This window comes from Microbacterium sp. UCD-TDU (assembly GCF_000340625.1).
Classification (GTDB): domain Bacteria; phylum Actinomycetota; class Actinomycetes; order Actinomycetales; family Microbacteriaceae; genus Microbacterium; species Microbacterium maritypicum.
The window spans coordinates 828,306-844,873 of the sequence record NZ_KB454447.1 but is presented as its reverse complement, the minus strand read 5'-3'; the positions used below and the strand labels follow the sequence as shown (position 1 = coordinate 844,873).

Sequence of the window (16,568 nt, the reverse complement as noted above, 5' to 3'; positions counted from 1 at the left end):
AGCGAACGGTGGAAACCGCAGCCCTCATCGTCGTGCTTGTCATCGCGCTGGCACTCTTCTTCGACTTCACCAACGGCTTTCACGATACGGCGAACGCCATGGCGACGCCGATCGCCACCGGCGCGCTGAAGCCCAAGACAGCCGTCCTCCTCGCCGCCGTTCTCAACCTCGTCGGCGCCTTCCTGTCGACCGAGGTCTCCAAGACCATCTCCGGCGGGATCATCCGCGAGGATGCGATCATCGAGGCCGGAGCGGATCTGTTCCTGTCGTTGATCTTCGCCGGTCTGATCGGTGCGATCACCTGGAACATGCTCACGTGGCTTCTCGGCCTTCCCTCGAGCTCGTCGCACGCGCTGTTCGGTGGACTCATCGGCGCCACCCTCGTCGGTGCAGGTATCGGCGGCATCGACTTCGGCATGGTGCTCTCCAAGATCGTGCTCCCCGCACTGATCGCTCCGGTCACGGCGGGACTGATCGCCTTCGCCGCGACGAAGATCGCCTACTCGATCACCCGTCGCTACGACGGCAAGCCCGACGGTCGTGACGGATTCCGGTGGGGGCAGATCTTCACCTCGTCGCTCGTCGCGCTCGCTCACGGCACCAACGACGCCCAGAAGACGATGGGTGTGATCACCCTCGCGATGATCACGATCGGCTGGCAGTCCGGCGCTCACCACGAGCCCGAGCTGTGGGTCATCATCGCGTGTGCGTTCACGATCGCGCTCGGCACCTATCTGGGCGGCTGGCGCATCATCCGCACGCTCGGCAAGGGTCTGACCGACGTCAAGCCCGCACAGGGCTTCGCAGCGGAGAGCTCAACAGCCGCCACCATCCTCGCCTCCAGCGCCCTCGGATTCGCGCTCTCGACCACGCAGGTCGCCTCCGGATCGGTCATCGGATCCGGCCTCGGTCGCCGCGGGTCCACGGTGCGCTGGCGGACCGCCGGCCGCATCGGCATCGGCTGGCTGCTGACGCTTCCCGCCGCCGGCGGAGTGGGAGCGCTCGCTGCGCTGCTCGTGGTCTGGCTGGGCAACTGGGGCGTCGCGATCGACGCCGTGATCGCTGTTCTGATCATCCTCGGTCTGTACATGCGCTCGCGTCGCAACGCCGTCACGCCCGCCAACGCGATGAGTGATGTCGCCGAGTCCGGCATGGCCATCGAGCTTCCCGATACGCCTCCGCCGACGCGTCGTCAACAGCGCATCGAGCAGGCCAAGGCCGAGGCCAGGGCTCGCGCCGAGGCCAGGGAGAAGGCGAAGGCGCAGGCGAAGAAGGATGCCGCGGCCAAGGCCAAGAAGAAGGCCGAGGCCAAGGCCGGCGCCGGTGCGTCCAAGTCTGCGGCATCGAAGAAGAAGGCAGATGCCGATCGGAACGGGGAGTCCGCATGAACGTCGTGATCGACTGGTTCGCGTTCCTCCAGGTTTTCGCGGCAGCCCTCATCGGCGCCGCGGCCATCGTCACGTTCTACGCGCTGGGTCTGCGTCTGCTCGTGCGCAGCGGTCGGGCTCCGGTGGTGAGCCCGGCGGAGTTCACGGACGCCATCACGGTGATCACCGAGAAGGAGCTCAAGCGCGCCGAGAAGCAGGCGGCGAAGGCCGCGCGCAAGAGTCCGTTGACCGAGGGGCAGAAGTCGCTGGCCCTCGTCGGGGCCTACGGCTGCTTCGCGCTCTGCGCCGCCGCAGTGGTGAGCGGCATCCTGCTCCTCGTCATCGGTCACTGACGACGGCGGAACCGGGCGGGTCCCGGTGCCGGAGCGGGGGCGGCAATAGGCTGATGTCATGTCCGCAGGAACCGGCACTCCGTACGTCTTCGGCAGGCACGAGCCCGCGTCGCACGTGCTCATCCACGTCAGCGACCCGCATTTCCTCGCGGGGGGAGCGCGGCTGGGCGGACGCTACGACGTCGAGGAGAGCTTCGCCCGCACGCTGGAGGCGATCCGCACCGTGCATCCGCACCCCACGGCCATCGTCGTCACGGGGGACTTGGCCGACCTGGGGGAGCCCGATGCCTATCGTCGCCTTCGGGCCGCGGTGGAGCCGGTGGCCGAGGCGCTGCGGGCCCCGGTCATCTGGGTGGCAGGCAACCATGATGAGCGGCCGGCTCTGCGAGAGGGCCTGCTGGATCTGACGCCGACTGAGGAGCCGGTGACCGGCGTCTGGAACGTCGACGGCCTCCGACTCATCGCGCTGGACACCAGCGTCCCGGGGTGGCATCACGGAGATCTCGACGACGGTCAACTCGCCTGGCTCGCGGAGGTGCTCGCCGAGCCCGCCCCGCACGGAACGCTGCTGGCGATGCATCATCCGCCCATCCCGAGCCATCTGCCGCTGTTCGACATCCTGGAGCTGCGGCATCAGGACGAGCTCGCAGACATCGTGCGGGGGAGCGACGTGCGCGGCATCCTCGCCGGGCATCTGCACTATTCCTCCCACGGCCTTTTCGCCGGGGTTCCCGTGAGCGTCGCCTCGGCGACGTGCTACACGATGAACGTGGCGCGTCCGTCGGCCGAGGTCAACGGCATGGACGCCGCGCAGGCCTTCCAGATCGTCCACGTCTACCCCGACACGATCACGCACACCGTGGTCCCGGTGACCGAGGCTCCGACCGGCGACTACTTCTCCGAGGCCTGGCTGGAGCGCATGGCGAAGCTCAGCCCGGAAGGGCGACTCGAGGCCTTCTCCCGCAAACCCGGACGCTGAGCGGCGTAGACTGGGAGCATCCCCCACCCTTCTCACCCGCCACGACCCACGAGGATGTGACATGGCTTCTGCCGCGCCTACCCCGACCCGCACCGAGACCGATTCGCTCGGGAGCATGGAGATTCCCGTCGACGCGTACTGGGGGATCCACACCGCCCGCGCCGACGCGAACTTCCCGATCACGAAGCGACCCATCTCGGTGTATCCCGATCTGGTGGTCGGCCTTGCGATGGTCAAGCAGGCCAGTGCCCGCGCGAACCGTGAGATCGGAGTGCTCGACCCCGAGCGCGCCGACCTGATCGATCGTGCGGCGCAGCGTGTGATCGACGGCGAGTTCCACGAGCAGTTCACGGTCGGTGTCATCCAGGGCGGCGCCGGCACCTCGACCAACATGAACGCGAACGAGGTCATCACCAACATCGCGCTCGAGATGGCCGGCCGCGAGAAGGGCGACTACGCCTTCCTCTCGCCGATCGATCACACCAACCGCAGCCAGTCCACCAACGACGTGTACCCGACCGCAGTGAAGATCGGCCTCTCGCTGACGCTGCGCTCGCTGCTCGAAGAGCTCGACCTGCTGCGGCTGTCGTTCCTGGGCAAGTCGCGCGAGTTCCACGATGTCCTGAAGGTCGGGCGCACCCAGCTGCAGGACGCCGTGCCCATGACGCTGGGCCAGGAGTTCAACGGTTTCGCCACGACGCTCGGCTACGACCACACGCGCCTCACCGAGAACGCCTCGCTGATGTTCGAGATCAACATGGGCGCCACGGCTATCGGCACCGGCATCACGACTCACCCCGGTTACGCGCCCGCTGTGCTCAAGCACCTGCGTGAGATAACCGAACTCGACCTGCGCACCGCCGGCGACCTCGTCGAGGCCACCAGCGACACCGGATCGTTCATGTCGTTCTCCTCGACGCTCAAGCGCAACGCGATGAAGCTCTCGAAGATCTGCAACGACCTCCGGCTTCTCTCATCGGGTCCCCAGGCGGGCCTCGGCGAGATCAACCTCCCCGCCATGCAGGCGGGCTCCAGCATCATGCCCGGCAAGGTCAACCCGGTGATCCCCGAGGTCGTGAACCAGGTGGCGTTCGCCGTGGCCGGCGCCGACATGACGGTGACGATGGCGGCGGAAGCCGGGCAGCTGCAGCTGAACGCCTTCGAGCCGGTGATCGCGCACTCGATCTTCCAGTCGATCACCTGGATGCGCCAGGCCATGTGGACCCTGCGCGTGAACTGCGTCGACGGCATCACCGCCAACCGCGACCGCCTGGGGGCGATGGTGGGAGCCTCGGTCGGTGTCATCACTGCGCTGACCCCCTTCATCGGCTACGCAGCAGCGGCAGCCCTGGCGAAGACCGCGCTGTTGACCAACCGCAGCGTCGCCGATCTGGTGGTGGAGGCCGGCCTGATGTCCCGCGAAGAGGTCGTCAAGCAGCTCTCGCCCGCACGCCTGTCCGGGCTCGAGACCATCACGGCGGCGATCCCGGTGATCGCGTCGGAGGACCTGATCGAGATCTGATCACACGGAGACGAAGAGAGGGACGGATGCTCCGGCATCCGTCCCTCTCTTTCGTGCAGGTGAGGTCAGTCGGTGATCCGGCAGTGGGTGGTGAGCTCACCGATGCCGTCGATGCCGACCGTGACGGTGGAGTGGTCGCGGAGGAAGATCTGCGGGTCACGCGAGTAGCCCGCACCTCCGGGGCTGCCGGTCGAGATGAGCGTGCCGGGGAGCAGAGTAAGCGACTGCGAGAGGTGCGTGATCAGCTTCGCCACCGAGCGCACCATCTGGTCGGTGCTCGCATCCTGCACGGTGTGGCCGTCGACGACGGTCCAGATGTGGAGGTCCTGCGGGTCGGCGATCTCGTCGGCGGTCACGGCGAAGGGTCCGGTCGGGGTGAAGCCGTCGAACGACTTGCAGCGGGACCACTGCGCCTCGGAGAACTGGATGTTCCTCGCGGTGATGTCGTTGACCACCGTGTATCCCCACACGTGCGACAGTGCGTCGGCTTCGGCGACGTCCTTCGCGGGCGAGCCGATGAGCACGCCGAGCTCGGCCTCGTAGTCGACGGCCTCGCTGAGAGCGCGCGGCCACGACGTGGTCTGCTCGTGGCCGGTGAGCGAGTTCGGCCAGAGCGTGAACACCGTGGGTGCGGCATCCGTCTTCAGACCCAGCTCGCTGGAATGCGCGGCGTAGTTGAGGCCGACGGCCAGCACGGCCGGGGGAGCGAGCACGGCGGAGGCGAACGCCCAGCCGTCGAGAGGGTGGCGCCGGGCGGCGCCGGTCGCCAGCGCTTCACGCAGAGCCTCGAGCGCGCCGTCTCCTCCCTCGATCAGCTGCTGCAGCGTGGCAGGAGGGTCGTTCAGGAGGTCAGAGACGAGGATGGCGTCCGAGCCCTCGACCACGGCGAGAACCGCGAGAGGGGAGTCAGGACGGCGCAGGTGAGCGAACCGCATGCTTCTACGCTACCGGGTGGGTGATGGTCGCCGGGTGGAGGGCGTCGCCATATCCGGGCGGTCTGCGTTGTGCCCATAAGCTTTGCCTATGAGTTCCGGAGGACCGTCCCAGCCGCAGCAGCCCTCGCCCTACGCCCCTCCGCCGGCATCGCCGCAGGTGTCGCGGCAGTCGTACACGCCCGCGCCACCCGCGCGTCCCCTTCCTGCGCCTTCGACCGGGGCGCCTTCCACCGGGTACGCCTCGTCTCTCGCGCAACCGACCCCGTACACGCCACCGGCTCCCGTGGCCCCGTCGCCGGCGGAGTCTCTTCCCGCATTGCCCGTGCCCACCAAGAAGGGGCGCACGGTGTCGCTCTGGCTCTTCGGAGTGCTCGGGTTCCTGCTGATCGCCCTCGTGGGGTATTTCGTCTGGGCACTCGGATCCTTCGCATCGGTCGTCGGCCTGGTCCTCGCGCTCATTCCGTTGACGATCGTGTTCCTCGGCGTGCGCCTGATCGATCGGTGGGAGCCCGAGCCCAAGCGACTCGTCGCGTTCGCCATCGCCTGGGGTGCGGTGGCGGCGGTCGGGCTCACCCTTCTCGTCGACACGGCACTGACTCTCCTGCTCGACATCCGATCGGAGGAGTTCACCGCCGTCGTGCAGGCGCCCATCGTGGAAGAGCTCTGGAAGGGGCTCGGCGTCTTCCTCATCTTCCTGCTCGCCCGACGGGCCTTCGACGGCCCCGTCGACGGCATCGTCTACGGCGCACTGGTCGGGGCGGGGTTCGCGTTCACCGAGAACATCCAGTACTTCGGGTTGAGCCTGATCGAGGGAGGCGGTGAACAGCTCACGGTCACGTTCGTGGTGCGTGGGCTCTTCTCGCCCTTCGCGCATGCCATGTTCACCGCGATCACCGGCTTCGCGATCGGTCTCGTCGCCCGTCGGCACGGTTCGGCCCAGGCGGCACTCGGCGCCGGGGCGCTGGGCCTGATCGGGGCGATCCTCCTGCACGCGCTCTGGAACGGCTCCGCGACGTTCGCGGACTTCTTCGGGCTGTACTTCACCCTCCAGGTGCCGCTGTTCGTCGGATTCATCCTGTGCATCGTCGCCCTGCGTCGCGAGGAGGCCAGGCTCACCAGAGCTCGCCTGGAGGACTACGCCGCTGCGGGGTGGTTCACGCCCGAGGAGGTCACGATGCTCGCGACCCCTGCCGGACGAAAGGTGGGACTGGCCTGGGCCTCGCAGCTGCGCGGGGACCGACGGCCTCTGATGCGCGCGTTCATCAAGGACGCGACCGCACTCGCCGCCGTGCGCCAGCGCGCGATCACCGGTCGGGATCCTCTGGCCGTGGACGACGAGCGTGCTCTCCTGATCCGCACCAGGGCGACCAGGGCGGCTCTGCTCTCCTACTGACACGCAGCGAGGCAGGGGACCCGCGCCCGGCAAGACTCAGCGCCCGGTGCTGCGGCGATGCCTGCGAGTCTCCCGGGCGCTGAGTTGATCTGTAAACAGGGTGCACCCGGCCCCGTACGGGTGTCAAGAGCGTTTTGCCGAGGCTCGACGGTGCGTGCCTGAGGTGTTCGCTGTGAGCAGGTGCGCGCGCGTTGACCGCGTCCGTCGGCCTCGGGTTTGATGGAGACATGACTGAACGCACAAAGCCTGAGTTCGACGCCCCCAGCACCCCCGCTCCGGCGGACCTCGTCATCCGCGACATCATCGAGGGTGACGGCGCCGAGGCGAAGCCCGGCGACACGGTGACGGTCCACTACGCCGGTGTGGAGTTCGACTCCGGCGAGGAGTTCGACTCCTCCTGGGGCCGTGGTGAGACCATCCAGTTCCCCCTGCGCGGCCTGATCCAGGGCTGGCAGGACGGGATCCCCGGCATGAAGGTCGGCGGGCGCCGCGAGCTGATCATCCCCCCGCACCTCGCGTACGGCCCTGCTGGCGGAGGGCACTTCCTCTCCGGTAAGACGCTGATCTTCATCATCGATCTCGTCGCCGTCGGCTGACTTCGATCTTCCGCACGAGGCGCCCCTCTCCTTCGGGAAAGGGGCGCCTCGTGGCGTTCCGGAAGAGATTCTCCATTCAGGGGAATACATGCGACTGAATGTAAGTTGTCACAGTGGTCGCGGCAACGCGGCCCCTGTCCCTTGCCGCAGCAGCGGCTGAAGTCTCCAGAGGAGAAGCAATGACCAGCATCGACATCCCCGGCTACCGTCCCGGCACCTGGGTCCTGGACCCTTCGCACAGCGAGGTCACCTTCAGCGTGCGCCACATGATGATCTCGAAGGTGCGCGGCACGTTCGGCGTCAAGAGCGCGACGCTCGTGGCTCCGGAGAACCCCCTCGAGGCCAAGGTCGAGGCGACGGTCGACGTGACCTCGATCGACACCAACGACGAGGGCCGCGATGCGCACCTGCGCTCGGGCGACTTCTTCGACACGGAGAACTTCCCGACCATGGAGTTCGTCTCCACCGGCGCGCGCGTCAAGGGCGATGACCTGTATGTCGACGGAGACCTCACGATCCGCGGTATCACCAAGCCGGTCAGTTTCGAGCTCGACTTCGGTGGCTTCGGCACCGACCCGTACGGCAACTACAAGGCCGGCGCTTCGGCCAAGACGGTCATCAACCGTGAGGACTTCGGCCTCACCTGGAACGCGGCGCTGGAGACCGGCGGCGTGCTCGTCGGCAAGGACGTCACGATCAGCCTCGACCTGCAGGGCGCACTGCAGCAGGACTGACCCCGTTCGCGCGGTCGCCAGAACCCCGAGCCCGTCAGGGCTCGGGGTTCTCTGCGTCGTAGTCGTGGAACCGACGGTTGCGGCGCGCGAGCATGGCGACGAGCGCGATGACCAGGACTCCGCCGAGAAGCGGCGGGAACCAGAGGGTGGTCAGGGTCGCGAGCGTCCCGGCGTAGAGAGCCCCGACTCGCGGACCCCCGGCGACGACGACGATGAACAGGCCCTGGAGGCGTCCGCGCATCGCGTCGGGCACCGCGGCCTGCATCATCGTGTTGCGGTAGATGGAGCTGACGTTGTCCGAGGCGCCGGACAGGGCGAGCGCGACGCACGCGGCGACGATCAGCGCGACGTGCGGCGCGGTCTCGCTCGCCGGCGCGGAGAAGGCTCCGATGAGCAGCACCAGGCCGAACAGCAGGATCGACGCGCCGTACGCCTGCACCGCCCGAGCGATGCCGCGGCCGTGCCAGCGGTACTGCACGACGCGGCCCGAGAACAGGCTCGAGGCGAACGTGCCGACCGCGACGGCGGCCGTGAGGATACCGGTGGTGAGGGCACCGCCACCGAGGAGCACCGTGCCGAGGGCGGGGAAGAGCACGAGAGGTTGTCCGAAGGTCATCGCGATGATGTCGATGATGTACTGCATCCGGATGTTGCCGGCCTTGCGCAGGAATCGCCAGCCGTCGATGAGCGACTCGAGGCCCGGACGGACGACCGCGCCCTCCGGCCTCAGTGACGGCAGTGTCCACAGCCCGAGGAACATCGACAGCATCAGCACCACGTCGATCGTGTAGGTCCACCCGTAGCCGGTGAGGGCGACGAGCAGGCCGGCCAGCGCCGGCCCCGCCATCACCGTGAGTCCGAAGGCCACGCCGTTGAGGGCGGATGCGGCCGCGAGCTTGTCGCGAGGGATGAGGCGAGGCACGATGGCGGTGCGCGTGGCCATGCCCACCGAGTTGGCCGCTGAGTTGATCATGCTCAGGACGTACAGCCACCAGATCGTCTCCATGCCCGTCCAGGTGAGCGCGGCGAGCAGGGCGGTGGATGCGAAGGTGATCGTCGCCGCGATCAGGGCCACACGGCGTCGGTCGAACGCGTCAGCGAGCATGCCGCCGTACAACCCGGCGAGGATCATCGGCACGAGGCCGGCGACCGCGATCATGGAGACGGCGAAGGTGTTCTGCGTCAGTGCGAACACATGGAGCATCACCGTGACGATGGTGAGCTGGCCGCCGATGCCGGCGAGGGTGGATCCGATCCACATCCGGGCGAATGCCGGGCTGGACCTCAGGGGGGAGAGGTCGATCAGGTGGCCGCGGCGGGCGCTCACTCGTCGAACTTCTTCTGCACCTTTCGAGCCTAGTTGAACCGTGCGGGCCTCCCTCCCGGCCGGTGGCGCCGGAGGCAGTCGGCGGCTGGTAGACTCGTCAGGTTGCCGTTTGATCGGCCGCGGATAAAGAGAGCCCACGTATCAGGCGTCGGGCGCCGCGCAACAAGCAGAGAGGGGATCGAATCTATGGCACTGGAAGCAGACGTCAAGAAGGCGATCATCGAAGAGTACGCGACGCACCCCGGTGACACCGGATCCCCCGAGGTGCAGGTCGCAATGCTGACGCAGCGCATCAAGGACCTCACCGAGCACCTCAAGGAGCACAAGCACGACCACCACTCGCGTCGTGGGCTGTTCCTGCTCGTCGGTCAGCGCCGTCGTCTGCTCGGCTACCTCCAGGACATCGACATCGCGCGCTACCGCTCGCTGATCGAGCGTCTCGGACTCCGCCGCTAAGGCACTGCAGACCTGCGTACAATCGCGCAGAACATTCTTGAGAAGGCCGCCCCACGGTGTGGGGCGGCCTTCGTCATATCACGACGGGTTGACCCCTTCCCGGGTTTCCGATAGGAAAGTAGAAAGCTTTCCACACGGAAAGTGGAGGAGGTTCGACGTGCAGCAGAAGCCGATTCCCGGTCAGGATGCCCTCGATCCGCCCGATGCCGACGTCGCGCGCCAGTATCTGGCGGCCGCGGATGCGGTGGTGGAGCGCCGGGACCGTGCCATCGACCGACGCGCGCTCGCCGGGCTCCAGATGGTCAATGCGGCTGTCACGGCCGGGTATCTCGTGGCGTTCGCGCTCGTCCTCCGGCAGGACGACGTCCTCGCCTCCCAGGTGATCCTGTTCACGTTCCTGGTGTGGGGGCAGCTGGCGAGCGGGATGGCTCAGCGCCACGGGATGCAGTGGCGCTGGAGTGCTTCACGGTGGCCGCTTCTTCTGGGTGGCGGCGTCGTTCTCGTCGGCGCGGTCCTCGTGTTCGGATTCGTGGCGTTGGACACGAGGCTCCCCGTCGGCATGGTGCTCCTCCCGGCGGGCTTGGTCGTGGTGGGTATAGGGGGTTACGGCGCGGTTCAGCTCGTGCGCGCGGCCGGTGATCCGCGACCTCCGCGGCCTTCACCCCTCGCGCTCCCCACCGCCCTTCGGTGGGGGACCATTCTCGTCGGCGTCGTGCTCGGTGTGCTGACCATGCTCGCCGGAGCGCCCGACGGTGTGCTCAGGAGCGTGATCACTCTCCTGGTGATGCTGGCGCTGTTCACCTGGCTGGTGGTGTTCAACACACCCGTGGGCCTGCCCGCGGTCGGGGCCTCGTGGCGCGGGCCGCACGTCACGGCCTTCCTTCTGGCGGCCTGCGTCCCCGTGGCACTCGTGCTCGGCGGAGACGTGCTCGGCGATCGGGGGCTCGCGGGTGTCGTCGGCGGCGCGGTCGTGATGGTGCTCGTCATCGTCGCGTCCTTCATCCCCGGGCGGGCGAGCCGTGGCTGAGTCGCCCCCGAGGCCCCATCCGCGGACGCAGCTGGACGACAACTTCGCCTCGCCGATCCGGTTCTCGCTCATGGCCGCGCTCGGTGACGGCATGGAGCTCGACTTCCCGGCGCTCCGCGACATCCTCCAGTGCGGCGATTCGCCTCTGAGCAAGGCCATCACGCATCTGCAGGCAGCCGGCTACGTGCTCGCGCGCAAGGGCACCGTCGGGGGCCGTTCGCGCACCTGGGTGCGGTCGACGAAGACGGGACGCGACGCCTTCGCGGCGCATCTCCAGGCGCTGCGCGAGATCGTCGCCCTCGGCGGCGCACAGATGCTGTGATCCTTCGGTCAGACCGGGGCGCCCACGAGGTCGGCGTGGTGGATGGCGGCGACGTCGGGGTGCGCGCGCAGACGTGACTTGAGCGCGTTCTCCCCGTAGAGGGCGTGGATGGGGTTGCTCGGGTCCTCGGTCACCCCTTTCGCCTCCGCCGCCAGTTCCTCCGGCAGCTCGATCAGCGGCAGGCGCTTGTCGAGCGCGGGGTTGAAGAAAAACGGGATGGAGATCCGCTCGTCCGGTGCCTGCGGCGACACCACGCGGTGGTTCGTGGCCTTCAGGTAGCCGCCGGTGGCGTACTCCAGCAGCTCTCCGATGTTGACGACGAACGCGCCGGGCACCGGGGGAGCGTCGACCCACGCTCCGTCGCGTTCGACTTGCAGGCCGCCCTTGCCCGGCTCCACCCAGAGCAGGGTGAGCACGCCGGAATCCTTGTGTGCGCCCACGCCCTGCTGCGGCTCCGGCTCGTGGGTTCCCGGGTAACGGACGATCTTGATGAGGGTCGACGGCTCACCGAAGTGCTCGTCGAAGTAGGACTCGTCCGCGCCCAGCGTCTGCGCCCAGGCGCGCAGGAGCTTGCGCGCGACCTCGGACAGCGTCTCGTGCCACTCGGCGACGACGTCCTTGAGCTCCGGCTGCGCCGACGGCCAGAGGTTGGGGCCGATGAGCCGGTTGAAGGCGGGGCCGCCGTCGACGGGCTGGCGCTCGGGGCCGATGTCGATCTGCTCGCGCCAGTCGACCTTCCCCTGTGTCCGCTCGCCGCCGATGCGGGTGTAGCCGCGGAAGTGCGGGCTGTTCACGTTCTCGATCGCGAGCTTCTCCTCCTCGGGGAGCGCGAAGAAGTCCAGGGCTGCCCTGTGCAGTCGCTCCTCGAGCTCGGGGGAGATCCCCGTTCCCGTGAGGTAGAAGAACCCGACGTCGTGCGTCGCCGTCCGGAGGTCGTCGCGGAATCGTGCCGCGGCGTCGGGGCCTTCGTCGAGCTGAGAGAGGTCGAGGATGGGGAGCGAGAGTTCAGCCATGGACAGAGGCTACGTCGCTCGCCCGGGGGCGCGATCCTCTGTTGCGCTCCGTTACTTCCGGTGCGCGCGTTCGGTGCGCTGTCGTGACGGTGCTAGAGTCTCTGAGGTAAGGGCTGCCTTACCTCAGTCACCGCCAGAGAGTGTTCTTCCGTGCTCGCCACTTTTCTCATCGGGCTCCGCGAGGGTCTCGAAGCCGCGCTCGTCGTCGGCATCCTCGTCGCCTACCTCCGTCGCCTCGGCCGGCAGGATGCGCTGCCGAAGATGTGGGCCGGAGTCGGCCTCGCGATCGCGCTCGCGCTGGGCATCGGCGCGGTACTGACCTTCGGCGCCTATGAGCTCACGTTCCAGGCGCAGGAGCTGATCGGGGGAGGGCTCTCCCTGCTCGCCGTCGCGATGGTCACCTGGATGATCTTCTGGATGCAGCGTGCCGGTCGCAGCATGAAGGCGACCTTGGAGGGCGGTATCGACCGCGCCCTCACCGCGGGCGGTCTGTGGGCGCTCATCGCCATCGGCTTCGTGTCTGTCGCTCGCGAGGGCATCGAGACGACCCTGTTGCTGTGGTCGATGGTCCAATCGTTCGGAGATGCCCCCTCCGCGCTCCTGGGCGCCCTGCTCGGGCTCGTCGCAGCCGTGATCATCGGCTGGCTGATCTCGCGCGGTGCGCTGCGCCTCGACCTGCGTCGCTTCTTCGCCTGGACAGGCGGCTTCCTCGTGATCGTCGCGGCCGGCGTCCTGGCCTACGCGTTGATGGACCTGCAAGAGGCGGGGGCCCTTCCCGGGCCGTTCACCGCGCTGGCGCCCATCGACGCCGTGACCGGCGGCGTGGCCGTGGGCTGGGCCGCGTTCCCCTTCGGGTGGGCGTTCGACGTCTCGGCGACGATCGCCCCCGGCGGACCGCTCGCCTCGATCCTGCAGGCGACCGTCGGCTTCATGCCTGCGATGACGTGGCTTCAGGTCATCGGATGGGGGCTCTACATCTCGATCGTCGGATGGCTCTACATCCGCGGTCTCCGCTCGAGGCGTCCGTCGAAGCCGCACGGCTCGCCCGAACCCTCATCCGAATCCCCTTCTCTCTCACAACAAGGAGCAGCATGACCACCTCGCACCGGATCCTGGGGGTGCTCGCCGCCACGGGAGCAGCCGTCCTCGTCCTGAGCGGCTGCGTCGCGAAGAGTGACGCGCAGGCCACCGCGGCCTTCGACGTCTCGTCGACCGCCACCGACTGCGCCGTGTCCGCGGCGACGGCGAAGAGCGGGACGCTGACCTTTAACGTCAAGAACGACACCGATCAGGTCTCGGAGTTCTACCTGCTGGCCGAGGATGGGCTGCGTATCGTCGGAGAGGTCGAGAACATCGCCCCCGCGGCATCGCGCACGCTCACGGTCGTCGCGCAGCCGGGAGATTACTTCACTCTCTGCAAGCCGGGCATGATCGGCGACGGCGTCGGCAAGACGGCGTTCACCGTCACCGGAGACCGCGTCGCGGTGGACGGCCCTGATGCCGAGGAGAAGCAGAAGGCCGTCGACCTCTACGCGGCGTTCGTGAAGGACCAGGTGGGTCAGCTCGTCCCGGCCGTCGAGGACTTCGTCGCCGCCTACGAGTCCGGTGACGACGAGACCGCGCGCACGCTCTTCCCGCAGACCCGCGCGTTCTACGAGCGCATCGAGCCCGTGGCCGAGGCGCTGGGCGACCTCGACCCGCGCATCGACTACCGCGAGGTCGACGCGGTGGCCGAGGGGCTGGACTGGACGGGCTTCCACCGCATCGAGAAGGATCTGTGGGTCCCGGCGCAGGATGCGCTGAACGCCGACGGCGAGACCCCGGCATGGCAGGACTGGGCGCCGTCGACGCCGCAGGAGCGCGCCGACTACGGCGACCTGCTGCTCGCCGACGTGCAGGAGCTGTACGACTACGTGCACTCGGACGCTTTCACGACCGCGCTCGACGATCAGGGCATCGGCGGCATCTCGAACGGAGCGATCGCGCTGCTCGACGAGGTGGCCACCGGGAAGATCTCCGGTGAGGAGGACTGGTGGTCGGGCACCGACCTCTACGACTTCGCCGCGAACGTCGAGGGCTCGAAGATGGCCTTCTCGCTCGTGCAGGACTTCGCCGTCGCGCAGGGTGATGACGGCGAGGCTCTGGTCGCTCAGATCGAGTCGGGCTACGCCGCCCTCGAGGAGTCCCTCGCCGCCCATGGTTCCCTGACCGACGGATTCGTGGGGTACTCGGAGCTGACCGAGGCGGACAAGCGCGAGTTCACCGATCTGATCAACGCCCTGGCCGAGCCGCTGTCGCAGCTCACCAGCACGGTCCTCGACTGACCAGCGTCGCGCTGGACTGACCGAGTACGATCACGGACGTGAACGAACCAGAAGCGGGTGCCGCACCCGAGGAAGCATCGACGGGCGCGGCATCCGCTCCCTCCGGGCTGAGCAGGCGAGGCCTTCTGGGCCTCGCCATCGGCGGGGGCGTCGCAGGGCTTGCGGTCGGCGCCGGCGCCGGGCTCACCGGCGGGGTGGCGATCGGCCGGGCGCGCGCAGCGGAAGACGCGCATTCCGCGTACGAGTTCTTCGGCGCCCACCAGGCGGGCATCACCACTCCGGTGCAGGATCATCTGCACTTCGCGAGCTTCGACATGATGCCGCGGACCGATCGCGAAGACCTGATCTCGCTGCTGCAGGACTGGTCCTATGCCGCATCGCGCATGGTGCAGGGCCTCGAAGTGAGCGCGACGGGTGCGGTGGGCGGGCCGGCCGAGGCTCCGCCGGACGACACGGGAGAGGCTCTCGGGCTTCCGGCGGCCGGACTCACGCTCACATTCGGCTTCGGGCCCGGACTCTTCGAGAACGAGGACGGCGACCGCTACGGGATCGCCGCGCAGCGTCCGGCAGGCCTCGAACGTCTGCCCGCCTTCCTCGGAGACGATCTCGATCCCCAGACCTCCCACGGCGACCTCTGCATCCAGGCGTGCGCCGACGATCCGCAGGTCGCGGTGCACGCGATCCGCAACCTCAGCCGCATCGCCTTCGGGCGCGCGCGCCTGCGCTGGTCGCAGCTCGGGTTCGGCAAGACGTCGCGCACCACAGCGGCGCAGGCGACGCCGCGCAACCTCTTCGGGTTCAAGGACGGCACGGCGAACATCCTGGCCGACGACGCCGAAGCGCTCGCCGACCACGTCTGGGTGTCCTCGAACGACGAGCCGGCGTGGCTGGCCGGCGGCTCGTATCTCGTGGCGAGGAAGATCGCCATGCTCATCGAGACCTGGGATCGTGTTCGTCTGTCCGAGCAGGACAACATCATCGGTCGGGACAAGGGCGAGGGGGCGCCGCTCTCGGGCGGGGACGAGTTCACCGCCCCGGTCTTCGACTCCACCGCGATCGATGCGAACAGCCACGTGAGCCTCGCGCATCCCGATCAGAACGACGGCATCCGCATCCTCCGCCGGGGCTACAACTACGTCGACGGGAACAATGCGCTCGGTCGGCTCGACGCCGGACTCTTCTTCCTGTCCTATCAGCGCGACCCTGCGCAGTTCATCTCGTTGCAGCGACGGCTCTCGACCGACCTGATGAACGAGTACATCCGCCACGTCGGCTCCGGGATCTGGGCTGTGCCTGCGGGGGCGGAGCCGGGATCCTTCGTGGGCGAGGCCCTGTTCGCCTGACGGGTCAGGACGCGCGCGCGAGCGTCTCCACCGCGAAGGCGGCGATGTCGTCGGCGCCGAAGTGGTCGTCGGCGGTGATGGTGACCACGGCGTCGTCGACGAAGATCAGCAGCTGACCGTGGGCGCCGTGCAGCCGCCAGGCCGCGCCGGGGCCGGCCCATCCCGCCAGAGCGTATCTCTCGTAGATCGCACCTTCCCCGGCGGCGCCCCAGTCGCTGTGCATCTGGTCGATCCACGCGGAAGCGACCAGCCGGCGCCCCTCCCATACGCCGCCATCGCGGATCAGCAGGCCGAGACGGGAGAGTTCCTCCGTGCGCAGAGGAAGGCCGCCCCCGGCGAGGATGCGACCACGGGGGCTGCGCTCCCACTCCACGTCGTCGATGCCGAGCGGGGCGAACAGGCGGGGGACGAGGTAGTCGCCCACGTCGCCCACGCGTGCGGCCAGGGCGGCCATCGCGGTGTAGGTGCTCGCATTGGAGTACTGGAAAGTCCGTCCGCGCGACGGTCGCCGCAGGAACTCGCGTGCGAGGTCGGGCCAGTCGGTCATCATCGTCTTGGACCAGGGCAGATCGACGCCGCTCGTCATGGAGAGCAGATGCCGCAGAGTCACCTCGTCGACGCCCTCTCCGAGCTCGAAGCCGGGAAGATACGTCGACACGGGCTCGTCGAAGGACACAGCGCCCTCATCCGCTGCCATCCCCGCGGCGAGTACACAGACGCCCTTCGCGATGGAGTGGACGTCCTCGCGCACATCGGCGGTCCACCGGTGCTGGGCGGTGTCGGACGCCACGCGCACATGCAGGCCGTGGGCGCCGAATCCCGAGGACTCCACCTGTTCGACGATGCGGTCTCGGACGGTCTGCGCGCGGGTCACGCT

The 16,568-nt window shown here is 68.3% G+C and carries 17 protein-coding genes; 13 read left to right on the top strand and 4 right to left on the bottom strand.

The window, feature by feature from the left end:
* Nucleotides 1–8: 8 nt before the first annotated feature.
* From D514_RS34420 to D514_RS34405, 4 genes are all read left to right on the top strand, one after another.
* Nucleotides 9–1,388, top strand: coding sequence for an inorganic phosphate transporter (locus tag D514_RS34420; RefSeq protein ID WP_017830947.1), 1,380 nt, complete (start codon nucleotides 9–11; stop codon nucleotides 1,386–1,388).
* Nucleotides 1,385–1,720, top strand: a complete 336-nt coding sequence (locus D514_RS34415) for a hypothetical protein (protein ID WP_017830946.1) — start codon at nucleotides 1,385–1,387, stop codon at nucleotides 1,718–1,720. The genes D514_RS34420 and D514_RS34415 overlap by 4 nt, the downstream gene beginning before the upstream one ends.
* Nucleotides 1,721–1,778: 58 nt before the next feature.
* A complete protein-coding gene (locus D514_RS34410) occupies nucleotides 1,779–2,699 on the top strand; it encodes a phosphodiesterase (protein ID WP_017830945.1) in 921 nt (306 codons plus the stop codon).
* Nucleotides 2,700–2,760: 61 nt separating this feature from the next.
* The gene (locus D514_RS34405) at nucleotides 2,761–4,221 is read left to right on the top strand and encodes an aspartate ammonia-lyase (RefSeq protein ID WP_017830944.1); all 1,461 of its coding nucleotides are present in this window, start codon (nucleotides 2,761–2,763) and stop codon (nucleotides 4,219–4,221) included.
* Between the two features lie 65 nt (nucleotides 4,222–4,286).
* Here the strand turns inward: D514_RS34405 and D514_RS34400 are convergent, their stop codons facing one another.
* Nucleotides 4,287–5,156: a fumarylacetoacetate hydrolase family protein gene (locus D514_RS34400; RefSeq protein ID WP_017830943.1), complete on the bottom strand. Its 870-nt coding sequence runs from the start codon at nucleotides 5,154–5,156 to the stop codon at nucleotides 4,287–4,289.
* 88 nt (nucleotides 5,157–5,244) lie between these two features.
* On the opposite strand from D514_RS34400, the gene D514_RS34395 reads away from it, so the two are divergent.
* The 3 genes from D514_RS34395 (at nucleotide 5,245) to D514_RS34385 (ending at nucleotide 7,879) form a co-directional block, all read left to right on the top strand.
* The gene (locus D514_RS34395; protein ID WP_236610977.1) at nucleotides 5,245–6,549 is read left to right on the top strand and encodes a PrsW family intramembrane metalloprotease; all 1,305 of its coding nucleotides are present in this window, start codon (nucleotides 5,245–5,247) and stop codon (nucleotides 6,547–6,549) included.
* A gap of 227 nt (nucleotides 6,550–6,776) precedes the next feature.
* Nucleotides 6,777–7,145 carry an FKBP-type peptidyl-prolyl cis-trans isomerase gene (locus tag D514_RS34390; RefSeq protein ID WP_017830941.1) on the top strand — a complete coding sequence of 123 codons (369 nt, stop codon included), beginning with the start codon at nucleotides 6,777–6,779 and terminating at the stop codon, nucleotides 7,143–7,145.
* A gap of 179 nt (nucleotides 7,146–7,324) precedes the next feature.
* Complete coding sequence (locus D514_RS34385; RefSeq protein ID WP_017830940.1) at nucleotides 7,325–7,879, top strand: YceI family protein; 555 nt, start codon at nucleotides 7,325–7,327, stop codon at nucleotides 7,877–7,879.
* A 34-nt stretch (nucleotides 7,880–7,913) separates the two neighbouring features.
* Here the strand turns inward: D514_RS34385 and D514_RS34380 are convergent, their stop codons facing one another.
* Entirely contained in the window at nucleotides 7,914–9,206 is a 1,293-nt protein-coding gene (locus tag D514_RS34380) for an MFS transporter (protein WP_017830939.1), read from the bottom strand.
* A gap of 186 nt (nucleotides 9,207–9,392) precedes the next feature.
* Here D514_RS34380 and rpsO point away from each other — a divergent pair, with 186 nt between their 5' ends.
* From rpsO to D514_RS34365, 3 genes are all read left to right on the top strand, one after another.
* Entirely contained in the window at nucleotides 9,393–9,662 is a 270-nt protein-coding gene (gene rpsO / locus D514_RS34375; RefSeq protein ID WP_017830938.1) for a 30S ribosomal protein S15, read from the top strand.
* Nucleotides 9,663–9,819: 157 nt separating this feature from the next.
* A complete protein-coding gene (locus D514_RS34370; protein WP_017830937.1) occupies nucleotides 9,820–10,689 on the top strand; it encodes a hypothetical protein in 870 nt (289 codons plus the stop codon).
* On the top strand, nucleotides 10,682–11,011 hold the full coding sequence (locus tag D514_RS34365) for a transcriptional regulator (protein WP_017830936.1): 330 nt from the start codon (nucleotides 10,682–10,684) through the stop codon (nucleotides 11,009–11,011). The genes D514_RS34370 and D514_RS34365 overlap by 8 nt, the downstream gene beginning before the upstream one ends.
* Before the next feature lie 8 nt (nucleotides 11,012–11,019).
* Here D514_RS34365 and D514_RS34360 read toward each other — a convergent pair whose 3' ends face one another.
* A complete protein-coding gene (locus D514_RS34360; protein WP_017830935.1) occupies nucleotides 11,020–12,024 on the bottom strand; it encodes an isopenicillin N synthase family oxygenase in 1,005 nt (334 codons plus the stop codon).
* Between the two features lie 150 nt (nucleotides 12,025–12,174).
* Between D514_RS34360 and efeU the strand changes: the two genes are divergently transcribed.
* From efeU to efeB, 3 genes are read left to right on the top strand one after another with little or no spacing between them, the layout of a single operon-like run.
* Nucleotides 12,175–13,119: an iron uptake transporter permease EfeU gene (gene efeU, locus D514_RS34355; protein WP_017830934.1), complete on the top strand. Its 945-nt coding sequence runs from the start codon at nucleotides 12,175–12,177 to the stop codon at nucleotides 13,117–13,119.
* The gene (gene efeO, locus D514_RS34350; RefSeq protein ID WP_017830933.1) at nucleotides 13,116–14,348 is read left to right on the top strand and encodes an iron uptake system protein EfeO; all 1,233 of its coding nucleotides are present in this window, start codon (nucleotides 13,116–13,118) and stop codon (nucleotides 14,346–14,348) included. Before efeU ends, efeO begins: the two co-directional genes overlap by 4 nt.
* 38 nt (nucleotides 14,349–14,386) lie before the next feature.
* Entirely contained in the window at nucleotides 14,387–15,691 is a 1,305-nt protein-coding gene (gene efeB, locus D514_RS34345; RefSeq protein WP_017830932.1) for an iron uptake transporter deferrochelatase/peroxidase subunit, read from the top strand.
* Between the two features lie 4 nt (nucleotides 15,692–15,695).
* On the opposite strand, the gene D514_RS34340 is transcribed toward efeB, so the two are convergent.
* Nucleotides 15,696–16,565, bottom strand: coding sequence for a serine hydrolase (locus tag D514_RS34340; protein WP_017830931.1), 870 nt, complete (start codon nucleotides 16,563–16,565; stop codon nucleotides 15,696–15,698).
* Between the last annotated feature and the right edge of the window lie 3 nt (nucleotides 16,566–16,568).

Bases quoted from the DNA above. Each gene is read 5' to 3' on its own strand.
- D514_RS34390 (WP_017830941.1), top strand. From the start codon at position 6,777: ATGACTGAACGCACAAAGCCTGAGTTCGACGCCCCCAGCACCCCCGCT.
- D514_RS34410 (WP_017830945.1), top strand. From the start codon at position 1,779: ATGTCCGCAGGAACCGGCACTCCGTACGTCTTCGGCAGGCACGAGCCC.
- rpsO (WP_017830938.1), top strand. From the start codon at position 9,393: ATGGCACTGGAAGCAGACGTCAAGAAGGCGATCATCGAAGAGTACGCG.
- D514_RS34400 (WP_017830943.1), bottom strand. From the start codon at position 5,156: ATGCGGTTCGCTCACCTGCGCCGTCCTGACTCCCCTCTCGCGGTTCTC.
- D514_RS34395 (WP_236610977.1), top strand. From the start codon at position 5,245: ATGAGTTCCGGAGGACCGTCCCAGCCGCAGCAGCCCTCGCCCTACGCC.
- D514_RS34360 (WP_017830935.1), bottom strand. From the start codon at position 12,024: ATGGCTGAACTCTCGCTCCCCATCCTCGACCTCTCTCAGCTCGACGAA.
- D514_RS34415 (WP_017830946.1), top strand. From the start codon at position 1,385: ATGAACGTCGTGATCGACTGGTTCGCGTTCCTCCAGGTTTTCGCGGCA.
- D514_RS34405 (WP_017830944.1), top strand. From the start codon at position 2,761: ATGGCTTCTGCCGCGCCTACCCCGACCCGCACCGAGACCGATTCGCTC.
- efeO (WP_017830933.1), top strand. From the start codon at position 13,116: ATGACCACCTCGCACCGGATCCTGGGGGTGCTCGCCGCCACGGGAGCA.
- D514_RS34385 (WP_017830940.1), top strand. From the start codon at position 7,325: ATGACCAGCATCGACATCCCCGGCTACCGTCCCGGCACCTGGGTCCTG.